Genomic DNA, 24,513 nt, shown 5'->3' on the forward strand with positions numbered 1-24,513 from the left:
CCGCCAGCCCGGTCAGATCCCGGTGGGCCAGCCGCTGGAGGACTGGCCGGACGGGTTGAACGCCGCGTGCAGTGCGGCCGCCACCCGGTCCTGTGCCTGCACCGCCACGTCCAGGACCGCCCCCATGCCGAAGAACTCATGCGGTACGCCGTCGTAGTGGATGTGGTCGACCGACACCCCGGCGGCCCGCAGCCGAGCGGCGAACTCCTGTCCCTGGCTGCGCAGCGGATCCCGCTCCACGGTGATCACCACCGCTGGCGGCAGCCCGGCGAGGCGCTCCACCGGCACGTCGAGCAGCGCCACCCGGGGATCGGCGAGCAGCTGCGCCGACGGGAAGGTGTGCCGGGCGAACCAGCTCAGCATCGCCCGGTTCAACGGTGCCGCGTCGGCGGCGTCCACGGTCGAGTCGTCATCGACGACGACGCTGGTCAGCGGGTAGATCAGCACCTGGAGCAGGGGCAGCCGTTCGCCCGCGTCACGCAGTTGCAGGCAGGTTGCCGCCGCCATGTTGCCGCCGGCCGCCTCCCCGGCGATCGCGATCCGCTGCGGATCCCCGCCGATCTCCCCGGCGTTGGCCAGCAGCCACCGGGTGGCGGCGAGGACGTCGTCGTGGGCGGCGGGGAAGGGATGCTCCGGCGCGTGCCGGTAGTCCACGGCGACCACCATGCACCGCTCCCGGTTGCACAGCGCCCGGGGTGTGGCGTCGTAGGTGTCCAGGTTGCCGACCACCCAGCCGCCGGCGTAGAGGTAGACCAGCACCGGCAGGCCGGCCGACGGTGAGGCCGACGTCGGCCGGTACACCCGCAGGGTCAGTTCGCCGCCGGGCCCGTCGATCACGTAGTCGAAGACCGAGTCGACCGGTTCCCGTTCGTCGAGGTCGCCCCGGTCGGCACGGATCCGGGCCACCGCGTCGGTCAACGTCGGCTGCCGGCGGGCCTCGGCCGGATCGAGGATCTCGGTCGGCCGGGGCCCGAGCGCCGCGAACGCGTCCAGCAGCGCCTGTGACTGTGGCTCCAGCAACCCGGAGGCGTCGGTGGCGACCCAGCCGCGCCGCCCCGACGTCCGGTCCCGCAGCCGGTCGAGCAGCGCGGTCGGCCCGCCCAGCAGCCGACCGCCCCGGGCGGTGTTCGGTGCCTGCGGGTGCGGGTGGGTCGGTGCCCGGTGCTTGGCAGCGCTGAACTGCTCCCCCAGCTGAGTCATCCGTTGCGGTCCGACGGCGGACCGCAACGCCGGCAGCAGGATGCCCTCCTGCTCGGTGGCCTGCCGCCGGACGTCGGCGATCAGGTGGTTCAGCGCCTCCTCGAAGTCCAGGTTGCCGGGTTTCGACCGGTCGATCTCCGCCGCGGCCTCCTTGATCCGTTGCCGGGTGTCGCGGCCCCGGCCGACCAGATCGGCCACCGCCTCGGCCGGCAGCCCACCGGCCGCCATCCGCTGGGCCACCTCGGGCTCGTCGAGCACCGGGTCGAGGGTCTGCTCCTCGGCGGCCAGGTGCATGGACATCCGGAACACCACCTGGTCGGCGAGGATCCGCCGGTCTCCCTGGCCCGCCTCCAGCCGCTGGAAGATCCGGTCCAGCAGGATGTGGTCGTCGCGGATCGCCTGGTCGATGTCACCCGGCAGCGCCTCGATCACCTGTCCCATGGCTCCCCCTGGTCGCGTCCGTTCCCGCGCCACCGCCGCTGGTGGCCGCCCGCCTGCGGCGCGGGATACCCGACACCGCCGGCATGATTCCGCCGTACCGCCGGTCGTTTCGGGCAGATCTTGGCCGTACCGCTGGTCGTTTCGGCCCGATCGCGCCCGGCACCGCCGGTCGGGTGCCACGATGCGGTCAGTGGGGTGCGCCCGACGTCCCGCAGGAGGAGAGGCCGTCATGTCCGTCGCCGCAGCCGGGGTCCCCGCCTGGGTCGATCTCGGCACCCCCGACCTGGCTGGTGCGATCCGGTTCTACGGCGAACTGTTCGGCTGGACCGCCCGGATGCCCGACGAGCCGGACAGCGACGGGTACGTCCTGTTCAGCAAGGACGACAAGCTGGTCGCCGGGGCCGGCGCGGTCTCCACCGACGGACAGCCGCCCACCTGGACCACCTACATCGGCACCCTGGACGCCCAGGCCACCGCCAAACTGGTCGAGTCGGCCGGCGGCACCGTACTGATGCCGCCGTTCGACGTACTGGACCGGGGACGGGCCGCCGTCTTCACCGACCCGGGCGGTGCCAGCTTCGCCGTCTGGCAGCCGGTCGGGATGGTGGGTGCCGAGTTGATGAACGTGCCCGGTGCGCTCTGCTGGAACGAGCTGACCACCCGCGACCCCGACGGTGCCAAGGAGTTCTACGGCGAGGTGTTCGACTGGGAGGTACGCGACACCCCGTTCCCCCCGATCATGTACACGGAGTGGCTGGTCGAGCAGCAGCCGGTGGCCGGGATGATGCCGATGGTCGGTGACGACTGGCCGGCCGAGCTGCCCGCCCACTGGATGGTCTACTTCGCGGTCAACGACTGCGACGCGACCGTCGAACACGCCACCGCGCTCGGTGGCACCGTGTCAGTCGCCCCCACCGACCTGCCGCACGGCCGGTTCGCCGTGCTCCACGACCCGCAGGGGGCGTTCTTCTCGGTCATCCGCATCGCCGGCGACTGACGCACCGCCGGCGACTGACGCACCGCCGGCGACTGACGGGTCCCCGGGGGCGCGGGTGGACCGGTCGCGGACCGGGACGACCAGCGGGCCGTGGGCGCCCGGCAGCACCCGTACCCGGGCCCGGTAGTAGCGGGCCAGGTTCTCCTCGGTCAGTACCTGCACCGGCGGGCCGTCGGCGACCGCACGGCCGGCGGCGAGCAGCACCAGCCGGTCGGCGTACTCACCGGCCACCGACAGGTCGTGCATGGTCGCCAGCACGGTCAGCCCCCGGTCGCGGCGCAGCTCGTCGACCAGCTCCAGCACCTCCTGCTGGTGGCCGATGTCCAACGCGCTGGTCGGCTCGTCGAGCAGCAGCAGCGGCGCCTGCTGGGCGAGCGCCCGGGCCAGCAGCACCCGCTGCCGTTCGCCACCGGAGAGGGTGCTCAGCTGCCGGTGGGCGAACCCGGACAGGTCGAGCCGGTCCAGCACCTCGTCGACCACCGCCAGGTCGGCGGCCGACTCCCGCCCCAACGGCGGGACGTACGGCGTCCGCCCGAGCAGGACATAGGCGGCGACGGCCATCCCGGCAGGCACCACTGGGGACTGCACGACGGTGGCGACCCGCCGCGCCCGGTCCCGACGGCCGAGCCGGGCGATCGGCGTACCGAACAGTTCCAGGGTGCCGGTGGCCGGCACCAGCCCACCGACCGCCCGCAGCAGGGTCGACTTGCCGGCGCCGTTGGGGCCGATCACGGCCACCCATTCCCCGGCGCTCACCGTCAGGTCGACACCGTCGAGCACCGGCGTACGGTCGAGCCGTACCCGCAGGTCACGGGCCTGGACCACGGCGGAGCGAGCGGGGCCGGCGGGGCCGGCGGAGCGAGCGGGGCCGGCGGGGCGAGCGGGGCCGGCGGCGGAAGCAGCGGAAGCGGTCACAGCGTCACCGTCCGGCGGGTGGTACGCAGCACCAACACGAAGAACGGGGCGCCGAAGAAGGCGGTGACCACGCCGATCGGGATCTCGGCAGGCGCCGCGACGGTGCGCGCCACCACGTCGGTGACGGTCAGGAAAGCGCCGCCGAGCAGCATCGACAGCGGCAGGATCACCCGGTAGCTGCTGCCGACCACCAACCGGACCAGGTGCGGCACGATCAGCCCGACGAACCCGATCAGCCCGGAGACCGACACCGCCGCCGCAGTGCCCAGCGACGCCGCGGCGAGCAGCAGGTAGCGGGACCGCTGCGGGTGCAGCCCGAGGCTGGCGGCCTCCTCGTCGCCGACCGACAGTACGTCGAGTTCCCGGCCGTGGACCAGCACCACCAGGCCGGCCAGCACCGCGTACGGGGCGATCAGCCGCACCTCGTGCCAGCCGTCGGTGGCGAGCCGGCCGAGCAGCCAGGAGTAGACCTCGCGGATCGTGTCGACGTGCCGTTGCAGCAGGTAGGTCTGGCCGGCGGCGAGGAACGCCGAGACCGCGACGCCGGCCAGGATCAGCGTCGCGGTGGACCGGTCCCGGCCGCCGGCCGCGCCGAGCAGGTAGGTCAGCGCGACCGCGCCGACGGCGCCGACGAAGGCGGCCACCGGTACGGTGACCGGCAGCCCGGTCAGCACTCCGGTGCCGGGGCGCAGCGCGATCACCGCGGTCACCGCCAGCCCGGCCCCGGCGGCGACCCCGAGCAGGTGCGGGTCGGCCAGCGGGTTGCGGAACACCCCCTGGTAGCAGCCGCCGGCCAGGGCGAGCATGCCGCCGACCAGCAGCGCCAGCACCACCCGGGGCAGCCGCAGCTGGGTGACGATCGCGGCCTGCCGGTCGGTCAGTCCACTGTCGAGTTCCACGCCGGGCAGTTGGTCGAGCAGTTCGACGCCGACCGCCAGCGGCGGCAGGCTGGCCGGGCCGAACGCGAGCCCGGCCAGCACCGCCAGGACGACGGTGGTCACCGCTGCGGCGAACCAGCCGACGGTCAGGCCCGGCCGGTGGCGGGCCGTACGGAGCATGTCAGGACGTCGCCGCGTCGACCGCGTCGACGATGGCCCGGACCAGGTCGACGACGCGGGGACCCCACCGGGAGGCGATGTCGTCGTCGAGTTCGACCACCTGGCCGGCCTGTACGGCGGTGATCGTGGACCAGCCGGCGCGGGCCGCCACGGTCTGCGCGTCCTGCGCGCAGCACTTGGTGTCGGCCAGGAAGATCAGGTCCGGGTCGGCGTCGATCAGCGCCTCGGCGGACAGCTGCGGGTAGCCGCCGGCCTCGCCCTGCGGGTCGGCCGCGTCGGCGACGTTGGTCAGCCCCACCATGGCGAACAGCGAACCGACGAAGGTCTGGCTGGTCACCGTGTAGAACGTCGGGTCCAGCTCGTAGTAGTAGGTCAGCGGCTCGGCCAGCTCCGGCGCGTCGGCGACCAGTTTGTCGATCTCCGTACGCATGCCGTCGACCAGGTCGGCCGCCGCGTCCGGGTGCCCGGTGAGTGCGCCCAGTTCGGTGATCTGGCGGTACGTGTCGTCCAGGGTGACCGCCGCGTCGGCCAGGTACACCGGGATCGACAGCCGGTTCAGCCCGGCCACCACCCCGTTGGCGTCGGTGGAGAGCACCACCAGGTCGGGCTCGTAGGTGACGATCGCCTCGACGTTCGGGGTGAATCCGGACAGGTCGGTGATCGGCGCCTCGGCCGGGTGGTTGGAGTTGTCGTCGACGGCGGTGACCTGATCGCCGGCGTCGATCGCGAAGAGCATCTCGGTCAGCGTCGGCGACAGCGAGACGATCTTCTCCGGGCGTTCGTCGAGAGTCACGTCGCCGACGGTGACCGGGAAGCTGGCCCCCGCCTCCGGGCTTACGCCGGGCTGTGCGTCGTCGGCTCCGTCGGAGCCGGCCTGGGAGCAGCCGGCCAGGGCAAGCGTGGCGGTGGCGGCGACTGCGGCGGTACGCAGCAGCGCCGCCCGCAGCCGATACGGTGTCCTCATTGGTCCTCCTGTCGGTCGAGGGGTGCTGCTTCGCCGACAGGTCGGGGGTGCCACTGGGCTGGCCCCGGCCAGGTTGGCGAGGCGCCCTTCCTCGAGAGCGCGGTTCGCGACCACACCGCAGGCGACCTGGCTCGCCCCGGGCGGCGGTCGCCGGTCGGGGCATCACAGTTGCGGGACAGCGCCGGGTTCACACCGGCTTCGCTGCGGGGCGGTCGCTAGCACGGTAACCCACCGGCCGCGCCGGGTCGTCATCGCGACAGCTCAGGGCTGCCGTACGGTGATGTTCGCCGCACGGCAGCCCTGGTCGCAGGAGGGTCAGGAGCTGGTGATCGTCACGTTGTCGATGGCGGCCTCGACCAGGCTGGCGGTGGAGGTGTCCGCCGCCTGGACCAGGATGCGCACCGACTGACCCGCGTACGGGGTCAGGTTGTAGCTGTTGGTCGACCAGGATCCGTACCGGTTGCTGGCCGCCCCGGACTGGTCGAGCAGGGTGGTGGTGCCGCCGCTGTGGACGACGCTCACCCGCAGGTAGTCCGCCGACGACGAGTTGTTGAGGTGGGCGAGGTACCACGCCAGGGACAGCGTGAGGGTGCCGCTCGACGGCAGCGAGATCGCCGGTGACTGGGCGCTGGTGACCCCGCCGTCGACGTCGTACGTACCGGCGGAGCTACCGGCGAGCCGGCCGGTGACCAGGCTGTTGCTGCCGGCGTAGGCGGCCAGCTGCAGGGCCCCGCCGGAGCTGGTGGCCTGCGCCACGCCACGCTCGAACTGCCCGGCGGTGGCGGTGTCGGTGCCGGCCGGGTCGGTCGTCCAGCCGGTGGCGGTCTCGAAGGTGTCCGACCAGACGGTGCTGCCCGGCGGGTCGGGGTCCGGGTCGCCGCCACCGCCGCAGTACTGGGACTGCTTGCCGATCGCCCGGTACGGGCAGTCGGCGTATTCGCTGAGGATCAGCACCGCGTCCCGGTTGCGGGTGGTCTCCCGGGTGATGACCGAGGCGGGCGGGTAGAAGCCGCCGCCGGCGGCACCCCGGGGGTAGAGCTCGAAGGTGTACGCCCAGATGCCGTGCTGGGCCCACATCCAGTCGATGCTGCTGCCGTCGGTGATGTAGAGGTCCGACGACTGCTCCGGGGTGTAGCCGTTGGTCGCCGCCATCTCGCCGCCGATGGTGGCGAAGGTGTTGTACTGGTCGGCGGTCATCCCGGTGGTGGTGTTGGCGGTGGTGTGCCCGAACGGCCAGAGCACCAGCTCCGAGTAGGAGTGGAAGTCGATGTTGGCCTTGATCTGCTGGGTGCCGCCGACGACCCGGCTGTTGACGAAGTTGCGCAGCGCCTGGGTCTCCGGGGCGGAGAACGCCGACGGGCCGCGGTAGGTGTCCGACGACGGGGATCCGGAGGAGCCGCCGCAGCAGCCCCACAGGTAGCCCCAGTTACGGTTGAGGTCGGTGCCGACGAACGACGACCCGCTGTTGGGTTGGCGGTTCTTGCGCCAGGACCGGTACGAGCCGGTGGCGATGTCGTACTCGCTGCCGTCGGGGTTGACACTGGGGACGATCCACAGTTCCCGGTTGTTGACGATGTTGGTGATCCGCGAGTCGCTGCCGTAGCTGTCGGTGAACAGGTTCAGCAGGTAGATCGCCATCTCGACGGTGAGGTGCTCGCGGGCGTGCTGCTGCGAGTTGAACAGGATCTCCGGTTCGTTCTCGTCGGTGCCGACGTTGTCGGAGATCTTGACCGCCATCAGGTCACGGCCCTCGTACGACATACCGATGCTGACCTTGCGGGCGATGCTCGGATGGTCCGCGACCACCTTGTTCACGGCGGCGGTCATCTCCGCGTAGTTGTGGTACGCCGAGTCCGACGGCGGGAAATCCAGGGTGCCCACGTCACCGGTGCCACGGACCGGGGCGCGGACCGCCTCGACGTCGAAGCCGAGCGCCCGGATCGCCGTGACCTCGTTGCGGGTCGCGGTGACGTTGATGACGCCGTGTTCGATGAAGTCGATCGCGGCGCCGGTCTTCGCCACCGCGTCGCGGTCGGCGAAGGTCTTCGGCCCGAGGACCCGGTACGGACCGGCGATCGAGTCCCGGTCGACGCCGCTGGGCTTGGGATCGGCCGATACCGGGCCGGTCACGACGGCGAACAGGCCGACGACGGTGGCGATCAGCAGGACGGTGGTCCTGCGCCACGAGCCGGCGGCGTTCGCAGATGGTGCGCGGAATCGCATGTAGACCTCCTGGGGGTGGGGAGGACTCCGCTAGTGAGCACAACTGCACCATTAGTCACATGGTCATATCAACATCCATTACCCTCAGTTCCATGCCAAGCTGATCATCACACGGTGCGGATACTTCGCGTACCGGACAGCACGCAGCGGAGTGTCCGCAGCTCACAGCAGTTTGTCGAGGGTGATGGGGAGATCGCGCACCCGGATCCCGGTGGCGTTGTAGATGGCGTTGCCGATCGCCGCCGCCGACCCGACGGTGCCAAGTTCACCGACGCCACGCGCACCGAGACCGTTGACGACGGGGTCGGGTCGGTCGATGAAGTGAACGTCGATGACCGGAATGTCGGCGTTGACGGGGACCATGTAGTCGGCCAGGTTGCTGGCGGCCAACCGTCCGGTGTCGAGTTCGAGCGGGTTGTCCTCCAGCAGCGCGTGACCGATGCCGAAGATGACGCCGCCGACGATCTGGCTCCGGGCGGCCTGGGCGTTCACGACCCGGCCGATGTCCGCGACCGTGGTGAACCGGGTGACCCGGGGCTCGCCGGTGTACCGGTTGACTCTGACCTCGCAGAAGTGCGCGCCGAAGCTGTGGAACTCGTACTGGCTGGCCTCCGGGCCGGGCTGGACCGTCGCGGTCGCCTCGACGTTTCGACGGCCGACCGTGGTCAGCAGGCGCTCGAAGGGCATCGAGCGGCCCTTGCCCCGCAGTTGCCCCTTCTCGTACGTCAGTTCCTCGCTGTTCGCACCATGCCACGGTGACTGCGGATCCGTGACGGCGACCTGGATGAGTTCGGCGACCGCAGCGTGGACGGCGGCTTCGACCGCCGGCACGGTACTGGCGGTGGCCATGGAACCCACGGCCGGTGCCCCCTGGGGCAGGGCGGTGTCACCCAGTTCGGGTCTGACCCGACGCATCGGGATGCCCAGCTCGTGGGCTCCGGTGATCGCCAGCAGAGTCGTCGCACCGGTGCCCAGATCAGCGGTGGCGGAGGAGACCAGGGCGGTGCCGTCGTCGAACAGCCGGACCCGGACCTGGACGGGGTCCGGTATCCGGCGTCCCGGGTAGATGGCGGTGGCCATCCCCATCCCGACTAGCCACTGCCCGTCGACCCGGCTGCGGGGCTGGGCCCGACGGGCCGACCAGCCGAAGCGGCGGGCACCGATCCGGTAGCAGTCGTCGAGATACTTGCTCGACCAGGTCAGATCCGCGCCGGGCGCGGTGGTCGCATAGTTGCGCAGCCGCAACTCGACCGGGTCGACGCCGGTGGCGACGGCGAGTTCGTCCATCGCGGTCTCCAGCGCGAAGGCCCCGGGCGCCTCGTTGGGTGCCCGCATCGCGCAGGTCGGCGGCACGTCGAGCAGGACCTGCCGCTCGTCGAAATGCAGGTTCGGGGTCTTGTACAGCACGGCCGAGGTCTCGATGGCCGGCCGCATCGACCAGTAGCCGACGAACGGCATCACGGCGTCGCTGGTGTGACTCACCGCGTTGAGGACGCCGTCCGAGGAAGCGCCCAGCTTGACCGTCTGGTCGACCGCACTGCGGTGGCCGATCACGGTGAAGAGCTGCTCCCGGGGCAGGACCAGCCGGACCGGACGGTTCAGCTGACGGGCGGCGGCAGCGGCCATGGGGACGTCGTACCACGGAATCACCCGGCTGCCGAAACCGCCACCGACGTACGGGGTGATCACCCGCACCCCGGTCGGCGGGATACCGAGTCGGATGGCTGCCCCCAGGGCGGCGATGTGGGGCAACTGCGCACCGCTGTACAACGTCAGCTGGGTGTGGTCGCTGTTCCACTCGGCGAGAACGGCATGGGGCTCCATCGGGACGGCATGCTGCGTCGGCTGATGGAAGGATGCCTCCACCACCACGTCACTGGCAGCGAACGCCGCCTCGATCGAGGCGACACCCGGGGCGAGGACGGTGACGCTCGCCGGGGGGTGGCCCGGCCCCACGGCGGCCGGAACGCGAGGCTCGTCGGCGAACGACGTACGAGGCCGTTGCTCGTCGTAGGTCGTGGTGATCAGCCCGGCGGCCTCCCGCGCCTGCGCGGGGGTCTCGGCGACGACCATGCCGATGATCTGCCCCCGGAACCGGACCCGGGTGTCCTGCAAGGGGGCATAGTTCTCCCCGGCACCGGGCACCGGCTGGATCCCGAGTGGATTGAACGGGCTGTACACCTCGATCACGCCCGGGGCGTCGCGCGCCGCCGTGGTGTCCATCGCGATGATCGAACCTCGCGCGATGGTGCTGGTGACCAGGTGGGCATGGGCCAGCGTGGCGGCCGGACCGGCAGCCGGGTGGTCGGCCGAGTACCGGGCGGCGCCGGTGACTTTCGGTCGACCGTCGACGCGGTCGATGTCGCGGCCGAGCGGGGAGACGGTCATCGTGACTCCTGACTGCGAGAGGTGGACCGGGGTCGGGCGATGCCGCTGCGCAGCGGTGCCCCGGAACCGCCGAGCCGCTGCGCGACGATCTCCGCCGCGATCGACAGCGCCGTTTCCTGCGGGGTACGGGCACCAAGGTCGAGCCCGATCGGCGAGTGCAGCCGGCCCAGCTCGTGCTCGGTCAGGCCGGCCTCGCGCAGCCGTACCAGCCGCTGTTCGTGGGTACGCCGTGACCCCATCGCCCCGACGTAGCCGACCGGCAGTCGCAGGGCGGCGGTGAGCAGCGGTACGTCGAACTTCGGGTCGTGCGTGAGTACGCAGATCGCCGCCCTGCCGTCGAGGTGCTGGGTCTGCAGGTGGCGGTGCGGCCAGTCGACGACGACCTCGTCTGCGTACGGGAACCGGGCGGGTGTGGCGAAGGTGGCCCGCGCGTCGCAGACGGTCACCCGGTAGCCGAGGAAGGCACCCACCTGGGCCAGCGCCGCCGCATGGTCGATCGCCCCGAAGACGAGCAGCCGTGGTGCCGGGGTGTGGCACTCGACCAGCAGGGTCGACGGCTCCCGGCGGTGACTGTCCGCCACCCCGATGTCCACGGTCCCGCTGGTCCCGGTCTGCAGCGCGTCGGTCACGTGGGCGGCGGCCACCTCATCGCGCCGTTCGTCACCGAGAGTTCCTTCGTGGGGCCGCCCCGGTCGGACCACGATCATCCGGCCGAGGTCGCTCCGCGGGCCGCGTACGACCGTCGCGACGGCGACCGGCGCGTCGCGCGTCGCGTCGGCGTACGCCGATTCGAGGTCGGGCTCGGCAGCGAGGTCGGGCTCGGCACGCGGATCGTGGTGGCGCAGGAAGATGCCGATCGTGCCGCCGCAGGTCAGACCGACCCCGATGGCGTCGTCGTCGGTGTACCCGAACTCGAGGTTCCTCGGGCTGCGGTCGGATCGCAGCATCTCCTGACATGCCTGGACGACGGCGGAGTCGACGCAGCCGCCGGAGACGTTGCCCAGCACCGCGCCGTCGGCGTCGACGACCAGCGACGAGCCGGGCCGGCGGGGTGCGCTGCCCTGCACCGACGTCACGGTGGCAACCACGTACGGTGTCCCGCTGCGGACGCGGTCCAGCAGCTCGGCGGCAAGTTCAAGCATCGTCGCCGCCCCGGTGGATGCCGGCGGTCACGGCGGTTGGCCGGCCGGTCACCGGTCCTCCGCCAGTTCGGTGAGGGCCCGGAGCACGGTGCGTTCCAGCAGCACCGGTTTGAACCCGTTGTGGGCCAGTGGCCGGGCACCGTCGGCGGCGAGCCGGGCCGCCGCCTCGAACGTCCCGGCATCGGCCCGCCGGCCCGCCAGGGCCCGTTCCACCGCCGGCAGCCGCCACGGAACCGTGCCGACCCCGCCGACCGCCACCCGCGCCTGCCTGATGATCCGGCCGCGCCATTCGACGGCGACCGCCGCCGAGGTGAGGGCGAACTCGTACGACTGACGGTCGCGGATCTTCAGGTAGCGGGAGTGCGGCGCCCACGGCGACCGGGGCACGGTGACACCGGTGACGAGCTCGCCCGGTCGCAGCGTGTTCTCGACATGCGGGGTGCTGCCGGGCAGGACGTAGAAGGTGTGGAGCGGCACCGTCCGCGCGCCTCGCGCGCCGAGCAGATGCACCCTGGCGTCGAGCGCCACCAACGCGACGGCCAGATCGCTGGGGTGGGTCGCGACGCAGGCGTCGCTGGTGCCGAGGATCGCATGCGTACGGTTGACGCCGGTCAGAGCCGGGCAGCCGCTTCCCGGCTCCCGTTTGTTGCAGCCGGTGGTGACGTCGCGAAAGTAGCCGCACCGGGTCCGCTGCAGCAGGTTCCCACCGATGCTCGCCATGTTGCGCAGCTGCGCGGAGGCGCTCAGCTCCAGCGCCTGGGCGATGACCGGATAGTCGCGGCGCACGGCACGGTCGGCGGCGACGTCGCTCATCCGGGCGAGGGCGCCGAGGTGCAGTCCGTCGTGGTCGAGTCTGATGTCGCGCAGCGGCAGCCGGTTGATGTCCACGATCCGCTGCGGCGTCAGCACGTCGAGCTTCATCAGGTCGACCAGGGTCGTGCCGCCGGCGAGGAAGGCCGTGTCGGGGCCGGCGTCCGCGATCGCCTCGCGGACCGCACGCACCCGGCTGTACGTGTACGCCCGCATCAGCGCATCACCTTCTGCGCTTCGCGGATCGCCTCGACGATGAACGGGTAGCAGCTGCACCGACAGATGTTGCCCGACATCCGTTCGCGGATCTCGTCGTCGGAACGGGCGGGCCCCTCGTCGACCATCGCGACCGCCGACATGATCTGCCCCGGTGTGCAGAATCCGCACTGCAGGCCGTCGCACTCGATGAACGCCTGCTGCATCGGATGCAGCCGGTCGCCCCGGGCCAGGCCCTCGATCGTCCGGACCTCGCGCCGGTCGACCGTGGCCGCCAGCGTCAGGCAGGACAGCACCCGCCGGCCGTCGACGTGTACGGTGCACGCCCCGCACTGGCCACGGTCGCAGCCCTTCTTCGTGCCGGTGAGCTCCAGTCGTTCACGGAGCGTGTCGAGTAGGGTGTCCCGAGGGTCGACCTGGACCGAGACCGGCTCGCCGTTGACCATCACCCGTACGGTGACCGCGTCAGCGTCCACGACGGGTGCCAGGTTCTCGACTTCTGCTGTCTCTGCTGCGTCGGTTGTCGGCGCGGCCTGCGCGCCGCTCGTCAGCAGTGGCACCGCCAGCGCGGCGGCGGCTCCACCGCTCAGCACGCTGCGCCGGGACACACCCGACCCGCTGTCGCCTTTCTCATCACCTGGATTCATCGACTCACCTGGAATCATCGATCATCTCCGAACGGCGTCGGACGGGGCTCGCCGGGTGGAACCCGGTGGCGGGCAACCGGTCGGCTGCCACTTCCACCCTCATCACCGATGTGGATCGTTGCCAGGACCTGTCGATCCCAGGCTAGGGTGGCCCCGATGACGGGCCACCGCCGCCACGCGATGCTGGAGCAGCTGCGCCGGGCGTACGACACCGGCGCGGCCGCCCGCGACCAGCGTCCGAAGTCGGCGTGGAAGCTCGCCGAGCGATCCGCGTTCGGCAAACGGCTGGTGCGGCACGGGGCCCGGTCCCTGCTGGAGATCGGTGCGGGCACCGGCCAGGACAGCCGGTACTTCCAGGAGCAGGGCTTCGACGTGGTCGCCACCGACCTCACCCCGGCGATGGTCGCCGCCTGCCGGGCGAAGGGGCTCGACGCCCGGCTGATGGACGTCCTGGCCATGGACTTCCCGGTGGCGTCGTTCGACGCGGTCTACACGATGAACTGCCTGCTGCACGTGCCGAACGCCGACCTGCCGGCCGCCCTGACCGCGGTCGGAGACGTGCTGCGGCCGGGCGGGCTGTTCTTCCTCGGCGTCTACGGCGGCGACGGCGGCGAGGGCGTCGCCGACTGGGACGACCACGACCCGCCCCGATTCTTCTCGATGCGCACCGACGAGCAGATCCGGCGGTACGCCACCGACGTCTTCGACCTCGTCGACTTCCATACCCTCGTCGTCGACGGCGGTTTCCGCTTCCAGTCGTTGACCCTGCGCCGCCCGGCCACGGTGGAGCTATCCGGAACGCCTGGGGTTGCCCGATGACGGATCACCGGTGGCGGGTGCGGCTGGCAGGGCTGGCCGCCGCTGGCGGGTTTCTCGCGATCGCCCTCGGCATCCGGGTGTTGGCCAGTGGGGACGGGGTGCTGGACAGCTCCGGCACGCTGCAGCAGCACTCCGGCACCGCCCTGTACGCGTCGATGGTCTACGCCGGAGTGTTCGTCCTCGTTCCCCGGGTCGCGCCGGTCGTCGCCGGGGCGGTCGCGGTCGCCTTCTGCTGGCTCGTCGAGCTGTTCCAGCTGACCGGGATCCCGGCGGAGCTGTCCGCACGCAGTGTCATCGCACGGCTGGTGCTGGGCGTCCAGTTCGACGCCACCGACCTGGCGTGGTACGTCATCGGCGTACTGCCGTTGGTCGTCTCGCACCTCGCCATCGACCGCTGGCGGCGGCACCGCCGCAACCAGCAACCGACGGCCGCCGGCACCGCCCACAGGTAGCGCAGGTGTCTACGGTGGAGACGGGTGGGCCAGGGCCGCCTGGACGATCCGGACCGCCTCGGCCGGGTCGATGCCGACCCGGCTGATGATCGTGGCGTAGTCGCGGGCGGCGCGGCGGGCCTGTTCGAGGGCCTGGTCACCGGCGGCCGAGACGAACGAGCCGGCGCGCCCCCGGGTCTCGATCAGGCCGGCCTCCTCCAACTCCCGGTACGCCCGACCGACCGTGTTCACGGCGAGACCGAGGTCGGCGGCGAGCCGGCGGACCGTCGGCAACCGGGTGCCGACAGCCAGCGACCGGTCCTGGATCTGCTTCGCCAGTTGGGCCCGCAGCTGCTCGTACGGCGGCGTCGGCGAAGCGGCGTCGATGACGATCATCGGACGATCATGGCCTGCCGGGCAGTCACCCCGACGTCGGCAGTCCGGCGGTGGATCAGGGCGAGCGCGACGACGCCGGCCGGGACGAGTCCGATGGCCACCACGTTCCACCAGCCGAGCGACTCTCCGTACAGGAAGATCGCCGGCAGCGTCCAGACCAGGTTGGGGGTGACCAGGGCGCGGGCGTCCTCGATCCGCATGATGACGTCGGCCGTCAGCGACGCCTCGTCCTCGGCCACCGCCGGGCTGGTCAGCACCTGGCGTAGCTGCAGTACGGTGCCGGCGCCGGCCCCGACGAGGCCGATCAGCACGACGGCCGCGCCGGCGCGCAGGTCAGGGTCGGAAATCGGCAGTACGCTCACCGCGAGCAGCAGCGCGCTGGCGAAGGTGGCGACCGCGAAGACGGCGTACGGCCGACCCAGCACCGCCTGCCAGCCGAACCCGACCGGATGGGCCACCCGTCGGGGCAGTTGGGCGCCGGCCCGCCGGTCGACCCGCCGGACCCACCAGCCGAGCAGCCACTGGCCCGCGAGTAGCGCGACCACCAACGCGGCCAGCACCAGCAGGCGGAACTGGGCGGACGTGCCGTCGCCGAGCCGGGACACGTGGGTGAGTGCCGCGCCGATCAGGAAGGCGGCCAGCAGGAGGCTGCCGTAGAAGGTGGCCTCCCGGCGTACGGTCAGCCGCGCGGTGAGCAGCGGAGTCGGCTCGGCGTCGGTCAGACCGTGCCGGTCCAGCCACTGTCTGGTCACCGGGTGCTCTGCCTGGTTCATGTCCAACAGCTCCTTTCTGTCGCAATGCTTGTCTCACTAGAGTGAGACAATACATGCGACAAAGTCAAGCCGACGTCCCGAGCGAAACCGGGCGGCAGGGATCTGCACCTGCGTCTATGGTGGGCCGATGGCGTCGGTCAAGCAGTTCCAGGTCACCTTCGACTGCGCGCAGCCGGAGCGCGTCGCCCGCTTCTGGTGCGAGGTGCTGGGGTACGTCGTTCCGCCACCGCCGCCGGGGTTCACCTCCTGGACGGAGTTCGATCAGGCACTGCCGCCGGAGCGCCAGGGCTCGGCGTTCGCCTGCGTGGACCCGACCGGGGTCGGCCCGCGACTGTTCTTCCAGCGGGTCCCCGAAGGCAAGACCGTCAAGAACCGGCTGCATCTCGACGTACGGGTCGGCACCGGGCTCGCGGGGGACGAGCGGGTCGCCGCGCTCGAAGCCGAATGCGCCCGGTTGGTCGCGCTCGGCGCGGTACGCGTACGACTGCTGCACGCAGACGGCTTCAACGAGTCGTGCCTGGTGATGCACGACGTCGAGGGCAACGAGTTCTGCCTCGACTGACCGGCCACATCTCGACGCGGGCGACACTTCCGGCCGTTGGACGCGGGGGCACCGGCAGGGCTGGTGGACCACCCAGTCAACCGTTGACACATCGCCGTAGCCCGGTCGACACTCGATCGAAATGCATCGATTCTAGTCGATCATCGGCGATTGTCGGTGCCCACATCCGAGAGGAAGTGACGGACCGATGAGCGAGACACCCGACGTGAGGTCGGCGAGCAGTCGGCGCGGCCACACCAGACTTACTGTCGGCGTCGCCTGCACCGCGATCCTGACGCTCCTGATAACAGCGCCGGTCACCAGCGCCCACGCAGACACGACGTACGCCGGCACACGCGCCGATACGACGCACGTCGGTGCCCACCTCGACACGACGCACGCGACACAGCTGCCGCCCGACCGCCCGGTCATCACCTCCAATCAGACCGGCACCCACGACGGCTACTTCTACGCCTACTGGAAGGACGCCGGCAACGCCACCATGACCTTGGGCCCGCAAGGCCAGTACAGCGCTCACTGGGACGGCGTCAACAACTGGCTCGGCGGCAAAGGCTGGGCGACCGGTCATCGCCGGACCTTCAACTACTGCGCGACCTTCCACCCGGGCGGCGTCTCGTTCCTCTCGCTCTACGGCTACACGACATCACCGATTGCCGAGTACTACGTCGTCGAGAACTGGGGCACCTGGCGGCCCACCGGTACGGCGATGGGCACCGTCGTCAGCGAGGGCAGCACCTACGACATCTACCGACAGATTCTCGGCGTCGGCATCACGCCGTACTACCGCTACTACAGCGTCCGGCAGCAGCCGCGGTCCAGCGGAACGATCAACACCGGCGACCATTTCGACGCATGGGCCCGCGCCGGCCTGAACCTCGATGCACCCATGGGTTACATGATCATGGCGACCGAGGGCTACCAGAGCAACGGACGATCCAGCGTCACGGTCGACAGCGACACCACCAGGCCGAAGCGGTGCACTCCCAGCCCGAACGGTTCCGCGCACTCCCAATAGTCTCGCGCACAATCTCATTGGTACGCGGTGCTGCCGCGCAGGTCGCGCCGGCAGCTATCCTGGCCGTCGGTCAAGCAGTTCCAGGTCACCTTCGACTGCGCGCAGCCGGAGCGCGTCGCCCGCTTCTGGTGCGAGGTGCTGGGGTACGTCGTTCCGCCACCGCCGCCGGGGTTCACCTCCTGGACGGAGTTCGATCAGGCACTGCCGCCGGAGCGCCAGGGCTCGGCGTTCGCCTGCGTGGACCCGACCGGGGTCGGCCCGCGACTGTTCTTCCAGCGGGTCCCCGAAGGCAAGACCGCCAAGAACCGGCTGCATCTCGACGTACGGGTCGGCACCGGGCTCGCGGGGGACGAGCGGGTCGCCGCGCTCGAAGCCGAATGCGCCCGGTTGGTCGCGCTCGGCGCGGTACGGGTGGAATCGCTGTTTGCAGATGGTTTCGACGAGTCGTGCCTTGTTATGCGCGACATCGAGGGAAATGAGTTCTGCCTCGATTGAGGATCCGGCAGAACCCCTTCCATCGCATCGATCACAATGAAAGGATGTGATCGTTACACGTCGATGTCATGGCATCAGGGCCGTGGAGGTCGACGAACGACCCGATGGGAGTACGTATGCGAAGACTGACCACACTGCTGGTGGCGTTCACGATCGCCATGGCCGGCCTGTTCGCAACCACCGCCGCCCCAGCTTCGGCGGACTACCCGGATCCACCGGGCGGCACGCTCCGCAATGTCTACAGTGATCTGAGCTTCTGTCACTGGTACGGCAACTACGGCATCCAGAACGACATGTGGAGTTCGTACCTCTGCCAGTACCGCGCGTACGGCAACCCGCCCTCCGTCTACTACTTCTTCTGGACGTTCGACTAGTCGCGAACAGGTGGTTTCTGGGGAGGCTCCACCCAACGCGACAACGGCGGCGAACAGCGCGGCGACCGTCAGGACGCCGCTTGGAACTGCTGCGACTGCCAGTCCCGCAACGCCTGCTTGATCCGTACGTTCTCGTCGCGCGTAGCCGCCAGCTCCGCCCGCACCGCCGTCAACTCGTCGGCGACCAGGTGCAGGAAGGCCCGTACCTCGGTCGGGTCGCAACCGCGCCGGGTGCGCTCACTGAACCAGCGGTCCCGGACCTGGCTGGGGCTGATCGACGGCCGCGCCGCACCGACGTAGCGGTGGCCGGCGGTGTTGCGCCCGTGCCGCCCCGGGGCCGGCGGCCGCGCCTGGGCGGCGAGGTCCGCGAGCAGCCGGGCCTGTCGGCGGGTACGCCGAGGAAACAGCAGAAGGTGCAGAAGTCGACGCATGGCGGATCAGTCCTTTCGAGGAATCACTGCTCGGTGGTGATCACGGGACGGCCGTCGCGTTCGACGACGCCAGGTCGCCGGAGGGCATGTTTGAACACCGACAGCAGCATCATCTGACCGGTCCGGGGACCGGCGACGAACGTGCCCATGACCGCGATCATGGTCACCTGCGGAACGTCGTGACCGTGCCGCAGATGGGATATCCGCATTGCCACCGGGCCGTTGCCGAATGCCCAGTCCTCAGCGCGCAGCCGCAACACGTCGCCGACTTTGATCAACGGTTCACTGGGCACGGTCGGGCCGCCCGTCGTCACCGTTCTGTGGCGGGTGCGGAAACTCCGGCGGCGACAACCCGGCGACGGTCAGCACCGTACGGATCCGGCGGGCTTTCGGCACGTCACGCCGGTCGAGGATCGCCAACGCCATGGTGAACGGGGCGCAGAACGCCGCCGATCCGCAGGCCGGGCATTCGCCGGTCCGCAGCGGCAGGTGCTTCTCGGCGGTCTCCCGCGCGTGCCGCAACACCCGTTCGGCGTCCGCGTCGACATCCACGTCGGCATCGGAGCCCGGCTCCTTATTGATCATCGACTTCTCCCGTCCAAGAAGTTCTGACGACATCCACCCTGGACGCAGCCGGTCCGCAGTGGAAGGATTTCCACCAACAGAACCCGTTCCGAAGTTTCGATCTTGAATCGGGAAGGACCGGTAATTCGTGACCACCAACGGGGTTCCCCGCATCCTCAAGTTCCTCCGTACGCTCAACGGCGGCATGACCCAGGAGCAGTTGGCGCAGCGGCTGAGCGTCTCCACCTCGCTGATCGCCAAGTTCGAGACGGCCCGGCAGATCCCGCTGCCGGACACCGCCGTGCAGATCGACGAGGTCTTCGGCAGCGGCACGCTGGTGCAGGAGACCGCCGACGACGCCCGCCGGGCCGTCCCGCCGGACTGGTTCCAGCCCTGGCCGGAGTACGAGGCCGAGGCCGAGATGCTGCGCTGGTACGAGCCGACCTACGTCCCTGGGCTGTTGCAGACCGAGGCGTACGCCCGCGCGGTGCTCGCTGTCGGCATGCATGCGCCGGAGGTGGCCGAGCAGCGGTTGGCCCACCGGCTCGCCCGCCAGACGACCGTCTTCGACCGCAAGACGCCGCCGGTCGCCTCGTTCATCGTCGACGAGGCCGCGCTGCGCCGGGGCGACCCGGTGGTGATGAAGGAGCAGCTGCTGCACCTGGTGGAGATGTCGCGGCGTGACCGGCTGCTGCTGCACGTGGTGCCGCTCGACGCAGGGCTCTACGCCGGACAATCCGGCAACTTCATCCTGGCCACACTGCCGGACGGGGCGACGGTGGCCTATGCGGAGAATCCGTTGGACGGCCGCACCTACGAGGAGCCGGCGAAGGTCGCCGCCTTCGTCAACGCATGGGAGGCGATACGCTCGGTGGCACTGCCCCGGGACGCGTCCCGGGACCTGATCGCGAGGATGGCGGAAGAGCTATGACCGAGCCAGCGTGGCGCACCTCCAGCCGCAGCAACAGCAACGGCGGTGCGTGTGTCGAGGTCGCCGACAACCTGCCGGGCCGCGTGCTGGTCCGCGACAGCAAGGACCGCACCGGCGGCACCCTCACCTTCGCCCCCACCGCCTGGTCGACCTTCGTCACCCAGGTGGGCACGACCCACCGCTGACCAACGACCGGTGGCACCTGCTCACCTTGGCCGTGGTCGGGGTGCGTATCACGAGCCGAGACCGGGACCTGCTGTCGGGATGCGCCGAGGCAGGTCAACGGTCGTCAGCCTCGCGGGCGGCGAGAAGCAGGTCAAGCGGCGACAGGTTCTCCGGTACGTCGTAGCGCGGAAGTTGGTCGAGGTCGTTCGTCGTGGTGGCGGCCAGCTTGATCAGGCCCTTGGCGACCAGCGAAGAGTATCGGCTGAGCGTGGCCGCCCCCGGCAGCAGCACCGCGATCACGGTGCCGTGCCGGGTCACCTCGATCGTCTCGCCACGCGCGACCCTGGCGAACATCGCACTGGGGTTGCACGAAAACTCGCATACGGACACGGTGCCCAACCCACAACCCCCCTCGCCGTACCTACAACTCCACCATCGCACCCACAACCTGCCTGATCACGGTCGGGTGAGCAGATCCGCGACTCGACGCGAACGGCGTCGACCCTGAGCACATCCGAGCGGCCGCACTCGCCGCCGAGAGGCCGACAACTCCGACGGGCGACCGACCGAGCCTCCAGGAACGCCGCAGCCGTTCACCGGATCGGGTGGGCACCAGCGCACGCTCATGCCGATGACAGTGCGAGCCCAGTGTGTAAGAGTAAATTGATTACCGTATATCAACTGGGGCGAGTGTGTCCTTAGTGCGGACAGTCTTGTCCCGGTGAGTGCCGTGGGCCGCCTGTGACGGGGTGTTCAGGGACACGCTGCCTGGCCGGTCGTTTGGGTCGGGATTCTGTCAGTGTGGCTGGTGGATGCCGTGGTCCATGATGGCGGGTATGGCGCGCGGTGGCGGGATGAGGTGGCTGGGCTGGCTTGTCGCGGGTTTGCTGGCGGTGGTTGCCGGGGTGTGGGTGTTGGTGACCCGGTTGACGGCGGATCAGTTGAGTCGGGCTGATCAGGTGGCCAGTGTGGTGGCCGCGGTGGTGGCGGTGGGTGGTGTGCCGCTCGCGGTGTACGGGGTGGTCTTGGCGCGGCGTGCGCTGGTGTCGGCGGGTCCGTCGCAGGCCGCCGGTGGTGGCCTGGTGCAGCGGGTCCGTGCTGGCGGTGACGCGATGGTGGCCGGCCGGGACTTGACGGTCGGCCGGGGCGAGAGCCGGGGCCGGTGGGGTTCCGGGCGAGGGGGTGGCGATCGGGTCGAGAAGCAGGATGTGCAGGCGGACCGGGAGGCGACGGTGGCCGGCCGGGATCTGGATGTCGAGGACGGGCGGGACGTGGGGTGACCGCGTTGGACGGGCTGCCGGGCGACGATGTGGTCGGCGGGCGTCGTCAGGATGTCGTTGCCGGCCGGGACGCGTACGTTGCCGGCGGGGATCTGATCATCAACGAGTCGGGTGTGCCGCCGTACACGGTGGACAGGTTCGTGGACCTGCCGGCGGCGGGACTGGTCGAGCTGGCGGAATCGCGGCGGCAGCCGAGCAGGTTGCTGACCGCGCGGCGCCAAGCGATCGTGTTCACCGGTCGTGCCTCTGAGCTGGGGGCGCTGCGGCAGTGGCAGGACGATCCGGCCGTGCGCCGGGTGTGGGCGTGGCACGGCCCGGGTGGGCAGGGAAAGACCCGCCTGGCTCAGGAGTTGGGCCGGCAGAGCGTGGCTGCGGGGTGGCGGGTCGCGGTGGCTGGGCACCACGACGCCGCTCCGCCGGAGGCGGACGCGAAACCGTTGGGCACGCCGTGGCGGTGGTTGCCGGCCGGGCGCCGGCCGCTGCTGCTGCTGGTCGACTACGCGGAACGGTGGCCCGTGCACGACCTATTGCGGCTACTGACCGACTGCCGGTCCCGGGCGCCGAAGGTACGGGTCCTGCTCCTGGCCCGGTCGGTCGACTGGTGGCCCACGATCGCCGCCGAACTGCCCCGGCTCGGATACACCGCTGACACCTGTGACGACGGCGAGCCGCGTCTGCTGGCGGCGCTGGCCGGAGACCGGCAGGCCCGGCGTGCTCTGTTCGAGGCGGCCTGCCAGCGGTTCACCGAGATCTACCAGCCCGACAGACCCGAGTCGGGCTGGCCCGACCGGTGGCAGCCGCCCGGGGACCTGGGCGACGACCGGGTGTACGGGACCACCCTGGGTATCCATATGACGGCGCTGGCAACCGTCAACGCCTACACCCGGCAGGCCGTCCCGCCGCGCTCGGCCGGTGACGTGACCCGCTACCTGCTGGACCGGGAACGCGCCTACTGGGCGCGGCTGCACGGCAGCGCACCGGACACCGTGACCGCTGCGGCGCGCACGGTGTTGCTGGCCTGCCTGGCCGGGCCGCAGTCCCGCGATGACGGGATCCGGTTGCTGACACGCACTCATCTGGCCGACGAAAGAGCGGGGCAGAAGCTGCTCGACGCCCACGACCGCTGCTACCCGTCACCCGGTACCGGCACGGTGCTGGAACCGATGTACCCCGACCGGCTCGCTGAGGATTTCATCGCGTTGAGCCTGCCCGCCAGCCCGACCGGGGAACCGGTCACCGCCAGCGGGCACACCGACTCCTGGACAGCGACCACACTGCTCACCGCCCGCCGGACAGCGGACGACACCCTCACCTACACACCCGGCCCGCTGACTACCCGTACTGACGGGCAGAAACCGCCGGCCCACGCCGCCCGAATCCTGATCTTCCTGGCTGCCGCTGCCGGCCGACACCCGCACGTCCACGGCTGGCTACACACCCTGCTGAGCATCGACCCGACGCTGGCGGTACACACCGGCGGGACCGCACTGACCGCCGTCGCCGGGTACACCAGCCCCGCCCTCGCCGACACCATCCACGCCCTGCTGCCTGAACGCTCCCTGGACCTTGACCCCGCCGCCGCTGTGCTGGCCCAGCACCTGCTCGACCACACCGACGGCAGCGACGAACAACGCGCCCGGCACACCGGCAACCTCGCAATCCGACTCGCGAACACCGGCCGGCGCCAGCAGGCCCTGGCCCCGGCCGAGGAAGCCACCGGCATCTACCGCCGGCTGGCCGTAGCGAACCCGGACGCCTACCTACCCAACCTCGCCATGTCGTTGAACAACCTCGGCAGCATCCTGTCCGGGCTGGGGCGCCGGGAGCAGGCACTGGCCCCGGCCGAGGAAGCCACCGGCATCTACCGCCGGCTGGCCGTAGCGAACCCGGACGCCTACCTACCCAACCTCGCCGCGTCGTTGAACAACCTCGGCAGCATCCTGTCCGAGCTGGGGCGCCGGGAGCAGGCACTGGCCCCGGCCGAGGAAGCCACCGGCATCTACCGCCGGCTGGCCGTAGCGAACCCGGACGCCTACCTACCCGACCTCGCCGCGTCGTTGAACAACCTCGGCAGCATCCTGTCCGAGCTGGGGCGCCGGGAGCAGGCACTGGCCCCGGCCGAGGAAGCCACCGGCATCTACCGCCGGCTGGCCGTAGCGAACCCGGACGCCTACCTACCCAACCTCGCCGCGTCGTTGAACAACCTCGGCAACCGCCTGTCCGAGCTGGGGCGCCGGGAGCAGGCACTGGCCCCGGCCGAGGAAGCCGTCACCATCCGGCGCCGGCTGGCCGTAGCGAACCCGGACGCCTACCTACCCAACCTCGCCGCGTCGTTGAACAACCTCGGCAACCGCCTGTCCGAGCTGGGGCGCCGGGAGCAGGCACTGGCCCCGGCCGAGGAAGCCACCGGCATCTACCGCCGGCTGGCCGTAGCGAACCCGGACGCCTACCTACCCAACCTCGCCGCGTCGTTGAACAACCTCGGCAACATCCTGTCCGAGCTGGGGCGCCGGGAGCAGGCACTGGCCCCGGCCGAGGAAGCCACCGGCATCTACCGCCGGCTGGCCGTAGCGAACCCGGACGCCTACCTACCCAACCTCGCCGCGTCGTTGAACAACCTCGGCAACCGCCTGTCCGAGCTGGGGCGCCGGGAGCAGGCACTGGCCCCGGCCGAGGAAGCCGTCACCATCCGGCGCCGGCTGGCCGTAGCGAACCCGGACGCCTACCTACCCAACCTCGCCGCGTCGTTGAACAACCTCGGCAACATCCTGTCCGAGCTGGGGCGCCGGGAGCAGGCACTGGCCCCGGCCGAGGAAGCCACCGGCATCTACCGCCGGCTGGCCGTAGCGAACCCGGACGCCTATCTACCCAACCTCGCCATGTCGTTGTGGGCGTACGGGTGGGTGTGTGTGAACGTGAAGGCCAACTACGCCGAGGCTCTGGAATCAGTCACCGAGGCGATCAGCCTCTATGAGCCGCTCGTGAGCCAGCTGCCGCAGATGTTCGCCGGACAGCTGTTCTCGGCGTATCGGACCCTGGCGGACGTGCTCGACGGTCTTGGCCGTACCGAAGAGGCCGCCGAGTTGCGCCAGCAGCTCGACGAGGCGGCCAGTGGTGGGCCAGGCAGGTAATGATGGTTGAGGCTCAGGGACGACCCTGGAAGGTGTGCGCGAGGGCTCCCCGGGCTCACGGGTAATAACGGCCCGTTATCCGACACAGCGGCCACCCCACGTCGATCGATCCCCGGACTCACCGCAGTCGCAATCGGCCAGCGCG

Annotated in this window: 25 protein-coding genes, 1 pseudogene and 1 riboswitch; of the genes and pseudogenes, 11 read left to right on the forward strand and 15 right to left on the reverse strand. The window is 70.7% G+C overall.

Annotated features, from left to right (window positions below; translation table 11 throughout):
* Positions 1–12: 12 nt before the first annotated feature.
* Entirely contained in the window at positions 13–1,641 is a 1,629-nt protein-coding gene (locus tag O7623_RS18630; RefSeq protein WP_282224300.1) for an alpha/beta hydrolase fold domain-containing protein, read from the reverse strand.
* A 229-nt stretch (positions 1,642–1,870) separates the two neighbouring features.
* Between O7623_RS18630 and O7623_RS18635 the strand changes: the two genes are divergently transcribed.
* Positions 1,871–2,638 (forward strand): VOC family protein, encoded by a 768-nt coding sequence (locus O7623_RS18635; RefSeq protein WP_282224301.1) that lies wholly within the window; start codon positions 1,871–1,873, stop codon positions 2,636–2,638.
* Between the two features lie 57 nt (positions 2,639–2,695).
* On the opposite strand, the pseudogene O7623_RS18640 reads toward O7623_RS18635, so the two are convergent.
* From O7623_RS18640 to O7623_RS18675, 8 genes and pseudogenes are all read right to left on the reverse strand, one after another.
* Positions 2,696–3,463: pseudogene (locus O7623_RS18640) on the reverse strand (ABC transporter ATP-binding protein); the annotation flags it as partial.
* 86 nt (positions 3,464–3,549) lie between these two features.
* The gene (locus O7623_RS18645) at positions 3,550–4,611 is read right to left on the reverse strand and encodes an iron ABC transporter permease (protein WP_282224302.1); all 1,062 of its coding nucleotides are present in this window, start codon (positions 4,609–4,611) and stop codon (positions 3,550–3,552) included.
* Position 4,612: 1 nt separating this feature from the next.
* Positions 4,613–5,575, reverse strand: a complete 963-nt coding sequence (locus O7623_RS18650; protein ID WP_282224303.1) for an ABC transporter substrate-binding protein — start codon at positions 5,573–5,575, stop codon at positions 4,613–4,615.
* Between the two features lie 125 nt (positions 5,576–5,700).
* Positions 5,701–5,772: riboswitch (cobalamin riboswitch) on the reverse strand.
* A 118-nt stretch (positions 5,773–5,890) separates the two neighbouring features.
* Positions 5,891–7,798, reverse strand: a complete 1,908-nt coding sequence (locus O7623_RS18655; RefSeq protein ID WP_282224304.1) for a M14 family zinc carboxypeptidase — start codon at positions 7,796–7,798, stop codon at positions 5,891–5,893.
* 162 nt (positions 7,799–7,960) lie between these two features.
* Entirely contained in the window at positions 7,961–10,186 is a 2,226-nt protein-coding gene (locus O7623_RS18660) for a xanthine dehydrogenase family protein molybdopterin-binding subunit (RefSeq protein WP_282224305.1), read from the reverse strand.
* Positions 10,183–11,328: an XdhC/CoxI family protein gene (locus O7623_RS18665; RefSeq protein WP_282224306.1), complete on the reverse strand. Its 1,146-nt coding sequence runs from the start codon at positions 11,326–11,328 to the stop codon at positions 10,183–10,185. The genes O7623_RS18660 and O7623_RS18665 overlap by 4 nt, the downstream gene beginning before the upstream one ends.
* A gap of 48 nt (positions 11,329–11,376) precedes the next feature.
* Entirely contained in the window at positions 11,377–12,354 is a 978-nt protein-coding gene (locus O7623_RS18670; protein WP_282224307.1) for a xanthine dehydrogenase family protein subunit M, read from the reverse strand.
* Positions 12,354–12,800, reverse strand: a complete 447-nt coding sequence (locus O7623_RS18675; protein WP_282229470.1) for a (2Fe-2S)-binding protein — start codon at positions 12,798–12,800, stop codon at positions 12,354–12,356. Before O7623_RS18675 ends, O7623_RS18670 begins: the two co-directional genes overlap by 1 nt.
* 357 nt (positions 12,801–13,157) lie before the next feature.
* On the opposite strand from O7623_RS18675, the gene O7623_RS18680 reads away from it, so the two are divergent.
* Positions 13,158–13,820 (forward strand): class I SAM-dependent methyltransferase, encoded by a 663-nt coding sequence (locus O7623_RS18680; protein WP_282224308.1) that lies wholly within the window; start codon positions 13,158–13,160, stop codon positions 13,818–13,820.
* A complete protein-coding gene (locus O7623_RS18685) occupies positions 13,817–14,272 on the forward strand; it encodes a DUF2809 domain-containing protein (RefSeq protein ID WP_282224309.1) in 456 nt (151 codons plus the stop codon). Before O7623_RS18680 ends, O7623_RS18685 begins: the two co-directional genes overlap by 4 nt.
* A 9-nt stretch (positions 14,273–14,281) precedes the next feature.
* Here the strand turns inward: O7623_RS18685 and O7623_RS18690 are convergent, their stop codons facing one another.
* Positions 14,282–14,647: a GntR family transcriptional regulator gene (locus O7623_RS18690; RefSeq protein WP_282224310.1), complete on the reverse strand. Its 366-nt coding sequence runs from the start codon at positions 14,645–14,647 to the stop codon at positions 14,282–14,284.
* Complete coding sequence (locus O7623_RS18695) at positions 14,644–15,420, reverse strand: hypothetical protein (RefSeq protein WP_282224311.1); 777 nt, start codon at positions 15,418–15,420, stop codon at positions 14,644–14,646. The genes O7623_RS18690 and O7623_RS18695 overlap by 4 nt, the downstream gene beginning before the upstream one ends.
* Positions 15,421–15,547: 127 nt before the next feature.
* Between O7623_RS18695 and O7623_RS18700 the strand changes: the two genes are divergently transcribed.
* The 4 genes from O7623_RS18700 (at position 15,548) to O7623_RS18715 (ending at position 17,866) form a co-directional block, all read left to right on the forward strand.
* Complete coding sequence (locus O7623_RS18700; protein WP_282224312.1) at positions 15,548–15,982, forward strand: VOC family protein; 435 nt, start codon at positions 15,548–15,550, stop codon at positions 15,980–15,982.
* A 187-nt stretch (positions 15,983–16,169) separates the two neighbouring features.
* Positions 16,170–16,997, forward strand: coding sequence for a glycoside hydrolase family 11 protein (locus O7623_RS18705; protein WP_282224313.1), 828 nt, complete (start codon positions 16,170–16,172; stop codon positions 16,995–16,997).
* 30 nt (positions 16,998–17,027) lie between these two features.
* A complete protein-coding gene (locus tag O7623_RS18710; protein WP_282229471.1) occupies positions 17,028–17,492 on the forward strand; it encodes a VOC family protein in 465 nt (154 codons plus the stop codon).
* 116 nt (positions 17,493–17,608) lie between these two features.
* On the forward strand, positions 17,609–17,866 hold the full coding sequence (locus O7623_RS18715) for a hypothetical protein (RefSeq protein WP_282224314.1): 258 nt from the start codon (positions 17,609–17,611) through the stop codon (positions 17,864–17,866).
* A gap of 68 nt (positions 17,867–17,934) precedes the next feature.
* Here O7623_RS18715 and O7623_RS18720 read toward each other — a convergent pair whose 3' ends face one another.
* From O7623_RS18720 to O7623_RS18730, 3 genes are read right to left on the reverse strand one after another with little or no spacing between them, the layout of a single operon-like run.
* Positions 17,935–18,297 carry a DivIVA domain-containing protein gene (locus tag O7623_RS18720; protein ID WP_282224315.1) on the reverse strand — a complete coding sequence of 121 codons (363 nt, stop codon included), beginning with the start codon at positions 18,295–18,297 and terminating at the stop codon, positions 17,935–17,937.
* Between the two features lie 23 nt (positions 18,298–18,320).
* Positions 18,321–18,590: a hypothetical protein gene (locus O7623_RS18725; RefSeq protein WP_282224316.1), complete on the reverse strand. Its 270-nt coding sequence runs from the start codon at positions 18,588–18,590 to the stop codon at positions 18,321–18,323.
* On the reverse strand, positions 18,580–18,882 hold the full coding sequence (locus tag O7623_RS18730) for a hypothetical protein (RefSeq protein ID WP_282224317.1): 303 nt from the start codon (positions 18,880–18,882) through the stop codon (positions 18,580–18,582). Before O7623_RS18730 ends, O7623_RS18725 begins: the two co-directional genes overlap by 11 nt.
* A gap of 127 nt (positions 18,883–19,009) precedes the next feature.
* Here O7623_RS18730 and O7623_RS18735 point away from each other — a divergent pair, with 127 nt between their 5' ends.
* Both O7623_RS18735 and O7623_RS18740 read left to right on the forward strand, forming a co-directional pair.
* Complete coding sequence (locus O7623_RS18735; RefSeq protein ID WP_282224318.1) at positions 19,010–19,792, forward strand: helix-turn-helix transcriptional regulator; 783 nt, start codon at positions 19,010–19,012, stop codon at positions 19,790–19,792.
* Positions 19,789–19,977 carry a DUF397 domain-containing protein gene (locus O7623_RS18740; protein WP_282224319.1) on the forward strand — a complete coding sequence of 63 codons (189 nt, stop codon included), beginning with the start codon at positions 19,789–19,791 and terminating at the stop codon, positions 19,975–19,977. The genes O7623_RS18735 and O7623_RS18740 overlap by 4 nt, the downstream gene beginning before the upstream one ends.
* 94 nt (positions 19,978–20,071) lie before the next feature.
* Here O7623_RS18740 and O7623_RS18745 read toward each other — a convergent pair whose 3' ends face one another.
* Positions 20,072–20,311, reverse strand: coding sequence for a hypothetical protein (locus O7623_RS18745; protein ID WP_282224320.1), 240 nt, complete (start codon positions 20,309–20,311; stop codon positions 20,072–20,074).
* Positions 20,312–20,793: 482 nt separating this feature from the next.
* On the opposite strand from O7623_RS18745, the gene O7623_RS18750 reads away from it, so the two are divergent.
* Together O7623_RS18750 and O7623_RS18755 are read left to right on the forward strand one after the other, a co-directional pair.
* Positions 20,794–21,237 carry a hypothetical protein gene (locus O7623_RS18750; RefSeq protein ID WP_282224321.1) on the forward strand — a complete coding sequence of 148 codons (444 nt, stop codon included), beginning with the start codon at positions 20,794–20,796 and terminating at the stop codon, positions 21,235–21,237.
* Positions 21,234–24,368 carry a tetratricopeptide repeat protein gene (locus O7623_RS18755; protein ID WP_282224322.1) on the forward strand — a complete coding sequence of 1,045 codons (3,135 nt, stop codon included), beginning with the start codon at positions 21,234–21,236 and terminating at the stop codon, positions 24,366–24,368. Before O7623_RS18750 ends, O7623_RS18755 begins: the two co-directional genes overlap by 4 nt.
* Positions 24,369–24,513: the final 145 nt, after the last annotated feature.

The sequence above is a fragment of the Solwaraspora sp. WMMD791 genome, from assembly GCF_029581195.1.
In the GTDB taxonomy this organism is placed as follows: domain Bacteria; phylum Actinomycetota; class Actinomycetes; order Mycobacteriales; family Micromonosporaceae; genus Micromonospora_E.

Excerpts from the sequence above, each read along its gene's own strand:
- O7623_RS18705 (WP_282224313.1), top strand. The coding sequence starts at position 16,170 with ATGAGCGAGACACCCGACGTGAGGTCGGCGAGCAGTCGGCGCGGCCAC.
- O7623_RS18675 (WP_282229470.1), bottom strand. The coding sequence starts at position 12,800 with ATGGTCAACGGCGAGCCGGTCTCGGTCCAGGTCGACCCTCGGGACACC.
- O7623_RS18650 (WP_282224303.1), bottom strand. The coding sequence starts at position 5,575 with ATGAGGACACCGTATCGGCTGCGGGCGGCGCTGCTGCGTACCGCCGCA.
- O7623_RS18700 (WP_282224312.1), top strand. The coding sequence starts at position 15,548 with ATGGCGTCGGTCAAGCAGTTCCAGGTCACCTTCGACTGCGCGCAGCCG.
- O7623_RS18655 (WP_282224304.1), bottom strand. The coding sequence starts at position 7,798 with ATGCGATTCCGCGCACCATCTGCGAACGCCGCCGGCTCGTGGCGCAGG.
- O7623_RS18670 (WP_282224307.1), bottom strand. The coding sequence starts at position 12,354 with ATGCGGGCGTACACGTACAGCCGGGTGCGTGCGGTCCGCGAGGCGATC.
- O7623_RS18695 (WP_282224311.1), bottom strand. The coding sequence starts at position 15,420 with ATGAACCAGGCAGAGCACCCGGTGACCAGACAGTGGCTGGACCGGCAC.
- O7623_RS18745 (WP_282224320.1), bottom strand. The coding sequence starts at position 20,311 with ATGTTCGCCAGGGTCGCGCGTGGCGAGACGATCGAGGTGACCCGGCAC.
- O7623_RS18630 (WP_282224300.1), bottom strand. The coding sequence starts at position 1,641 with ATGGGACAGGTGATCGAGGCGCTGCCGGGTGACATCGACCAGGCGATC.
- O7623_RS18660 (WP_282224305.1), bottom strand. The coding sequence starts at position 10,186 with ATGACCGTCTCCCCGCTCGGCCGCGACATCGACCGCGTCGACGGTCGA.
- O7623_RS18730 (WP_282224317.1), bottom strand. The coding sequence starts at position 18,882 with ATGATCAATAAGGAGCCGGGCTCCGATGCCGACGTGGATGTCGACGCG.
- O7623_RS18680 (WP_282224308.1), top strand. The coding sequence starts at position 13,158 with ATGACGGGCCACCGCCGCCACGCGATGCTGGAGCAGCTGCGCCGGGCG.
- O7623_RS18715 (WP_282224314.1), top strand. The coding sequence starts at position 17,609 with ATGCGAAGACTGACCACACTGCTGGTGGCGTTCACGATCGCCATGGCC.
- O7623_RS18665 (WP_282224306.1), bottom strand. The coding sequence starts at position 11,328 with ATGCTTGAACTTGCCGCCGAGCTGCTGGACCGCGTCCGCAGCGGGACA.
- O7623_RS18685 (WP_282224309.1), top strand. The coding sequence starts at position 13,817 with ATGACGGATCACCGGTGGCGGGTGCGGCTGGCAGGGCTGGCCGCCGCT.
- O7623_RS18690 (WP_282224310.1), bottom strand. The coding sequence starts at position 14,647 with ATGATCGTCATCGACGCCGCTTCGCCGACGCCGCCGTACGAGCAGCTG.
- O7623_RS18635 (WP_282224301.1), top strand. The coding sequence starts at position 1,871 with ATGTCCGTCGCCGCAGCCGGGGTCCCCGCCTGGGTCGATCTCGGCACC.
- O7623_RS18750 (WP_282224321.1), top strand. The coding sequence starts at position 20,794 with ATGGCGCGCGGTGGCGGGATGAGGTGGCTGGGCTGGCTTGTCGCGGGT.
- O7623_RS18740 (WP_282224319.1), top strand. The coding sequence starts at position 19,789 with ATGACCGAGCCAGCGTGGCGCACCTCCAGCCGCAGCAACAGCAACGGC.
- O7623_RS18720 (WP_282224315.1), bottom strand. The coding sequence starts at position 18,297 with ATGCGTCGACTTCTGCACCTTCTGCTGTTTCCTCGGCGTACCCGCCGA.
- O7623_RS18645 (WP_282224302.1), bottom strand. The coding sequence starts at position 4,611 with ATGCTCCGTACGGCCCGCCACCGGCCGGGCCTGACCGTCGGCTGGTTC.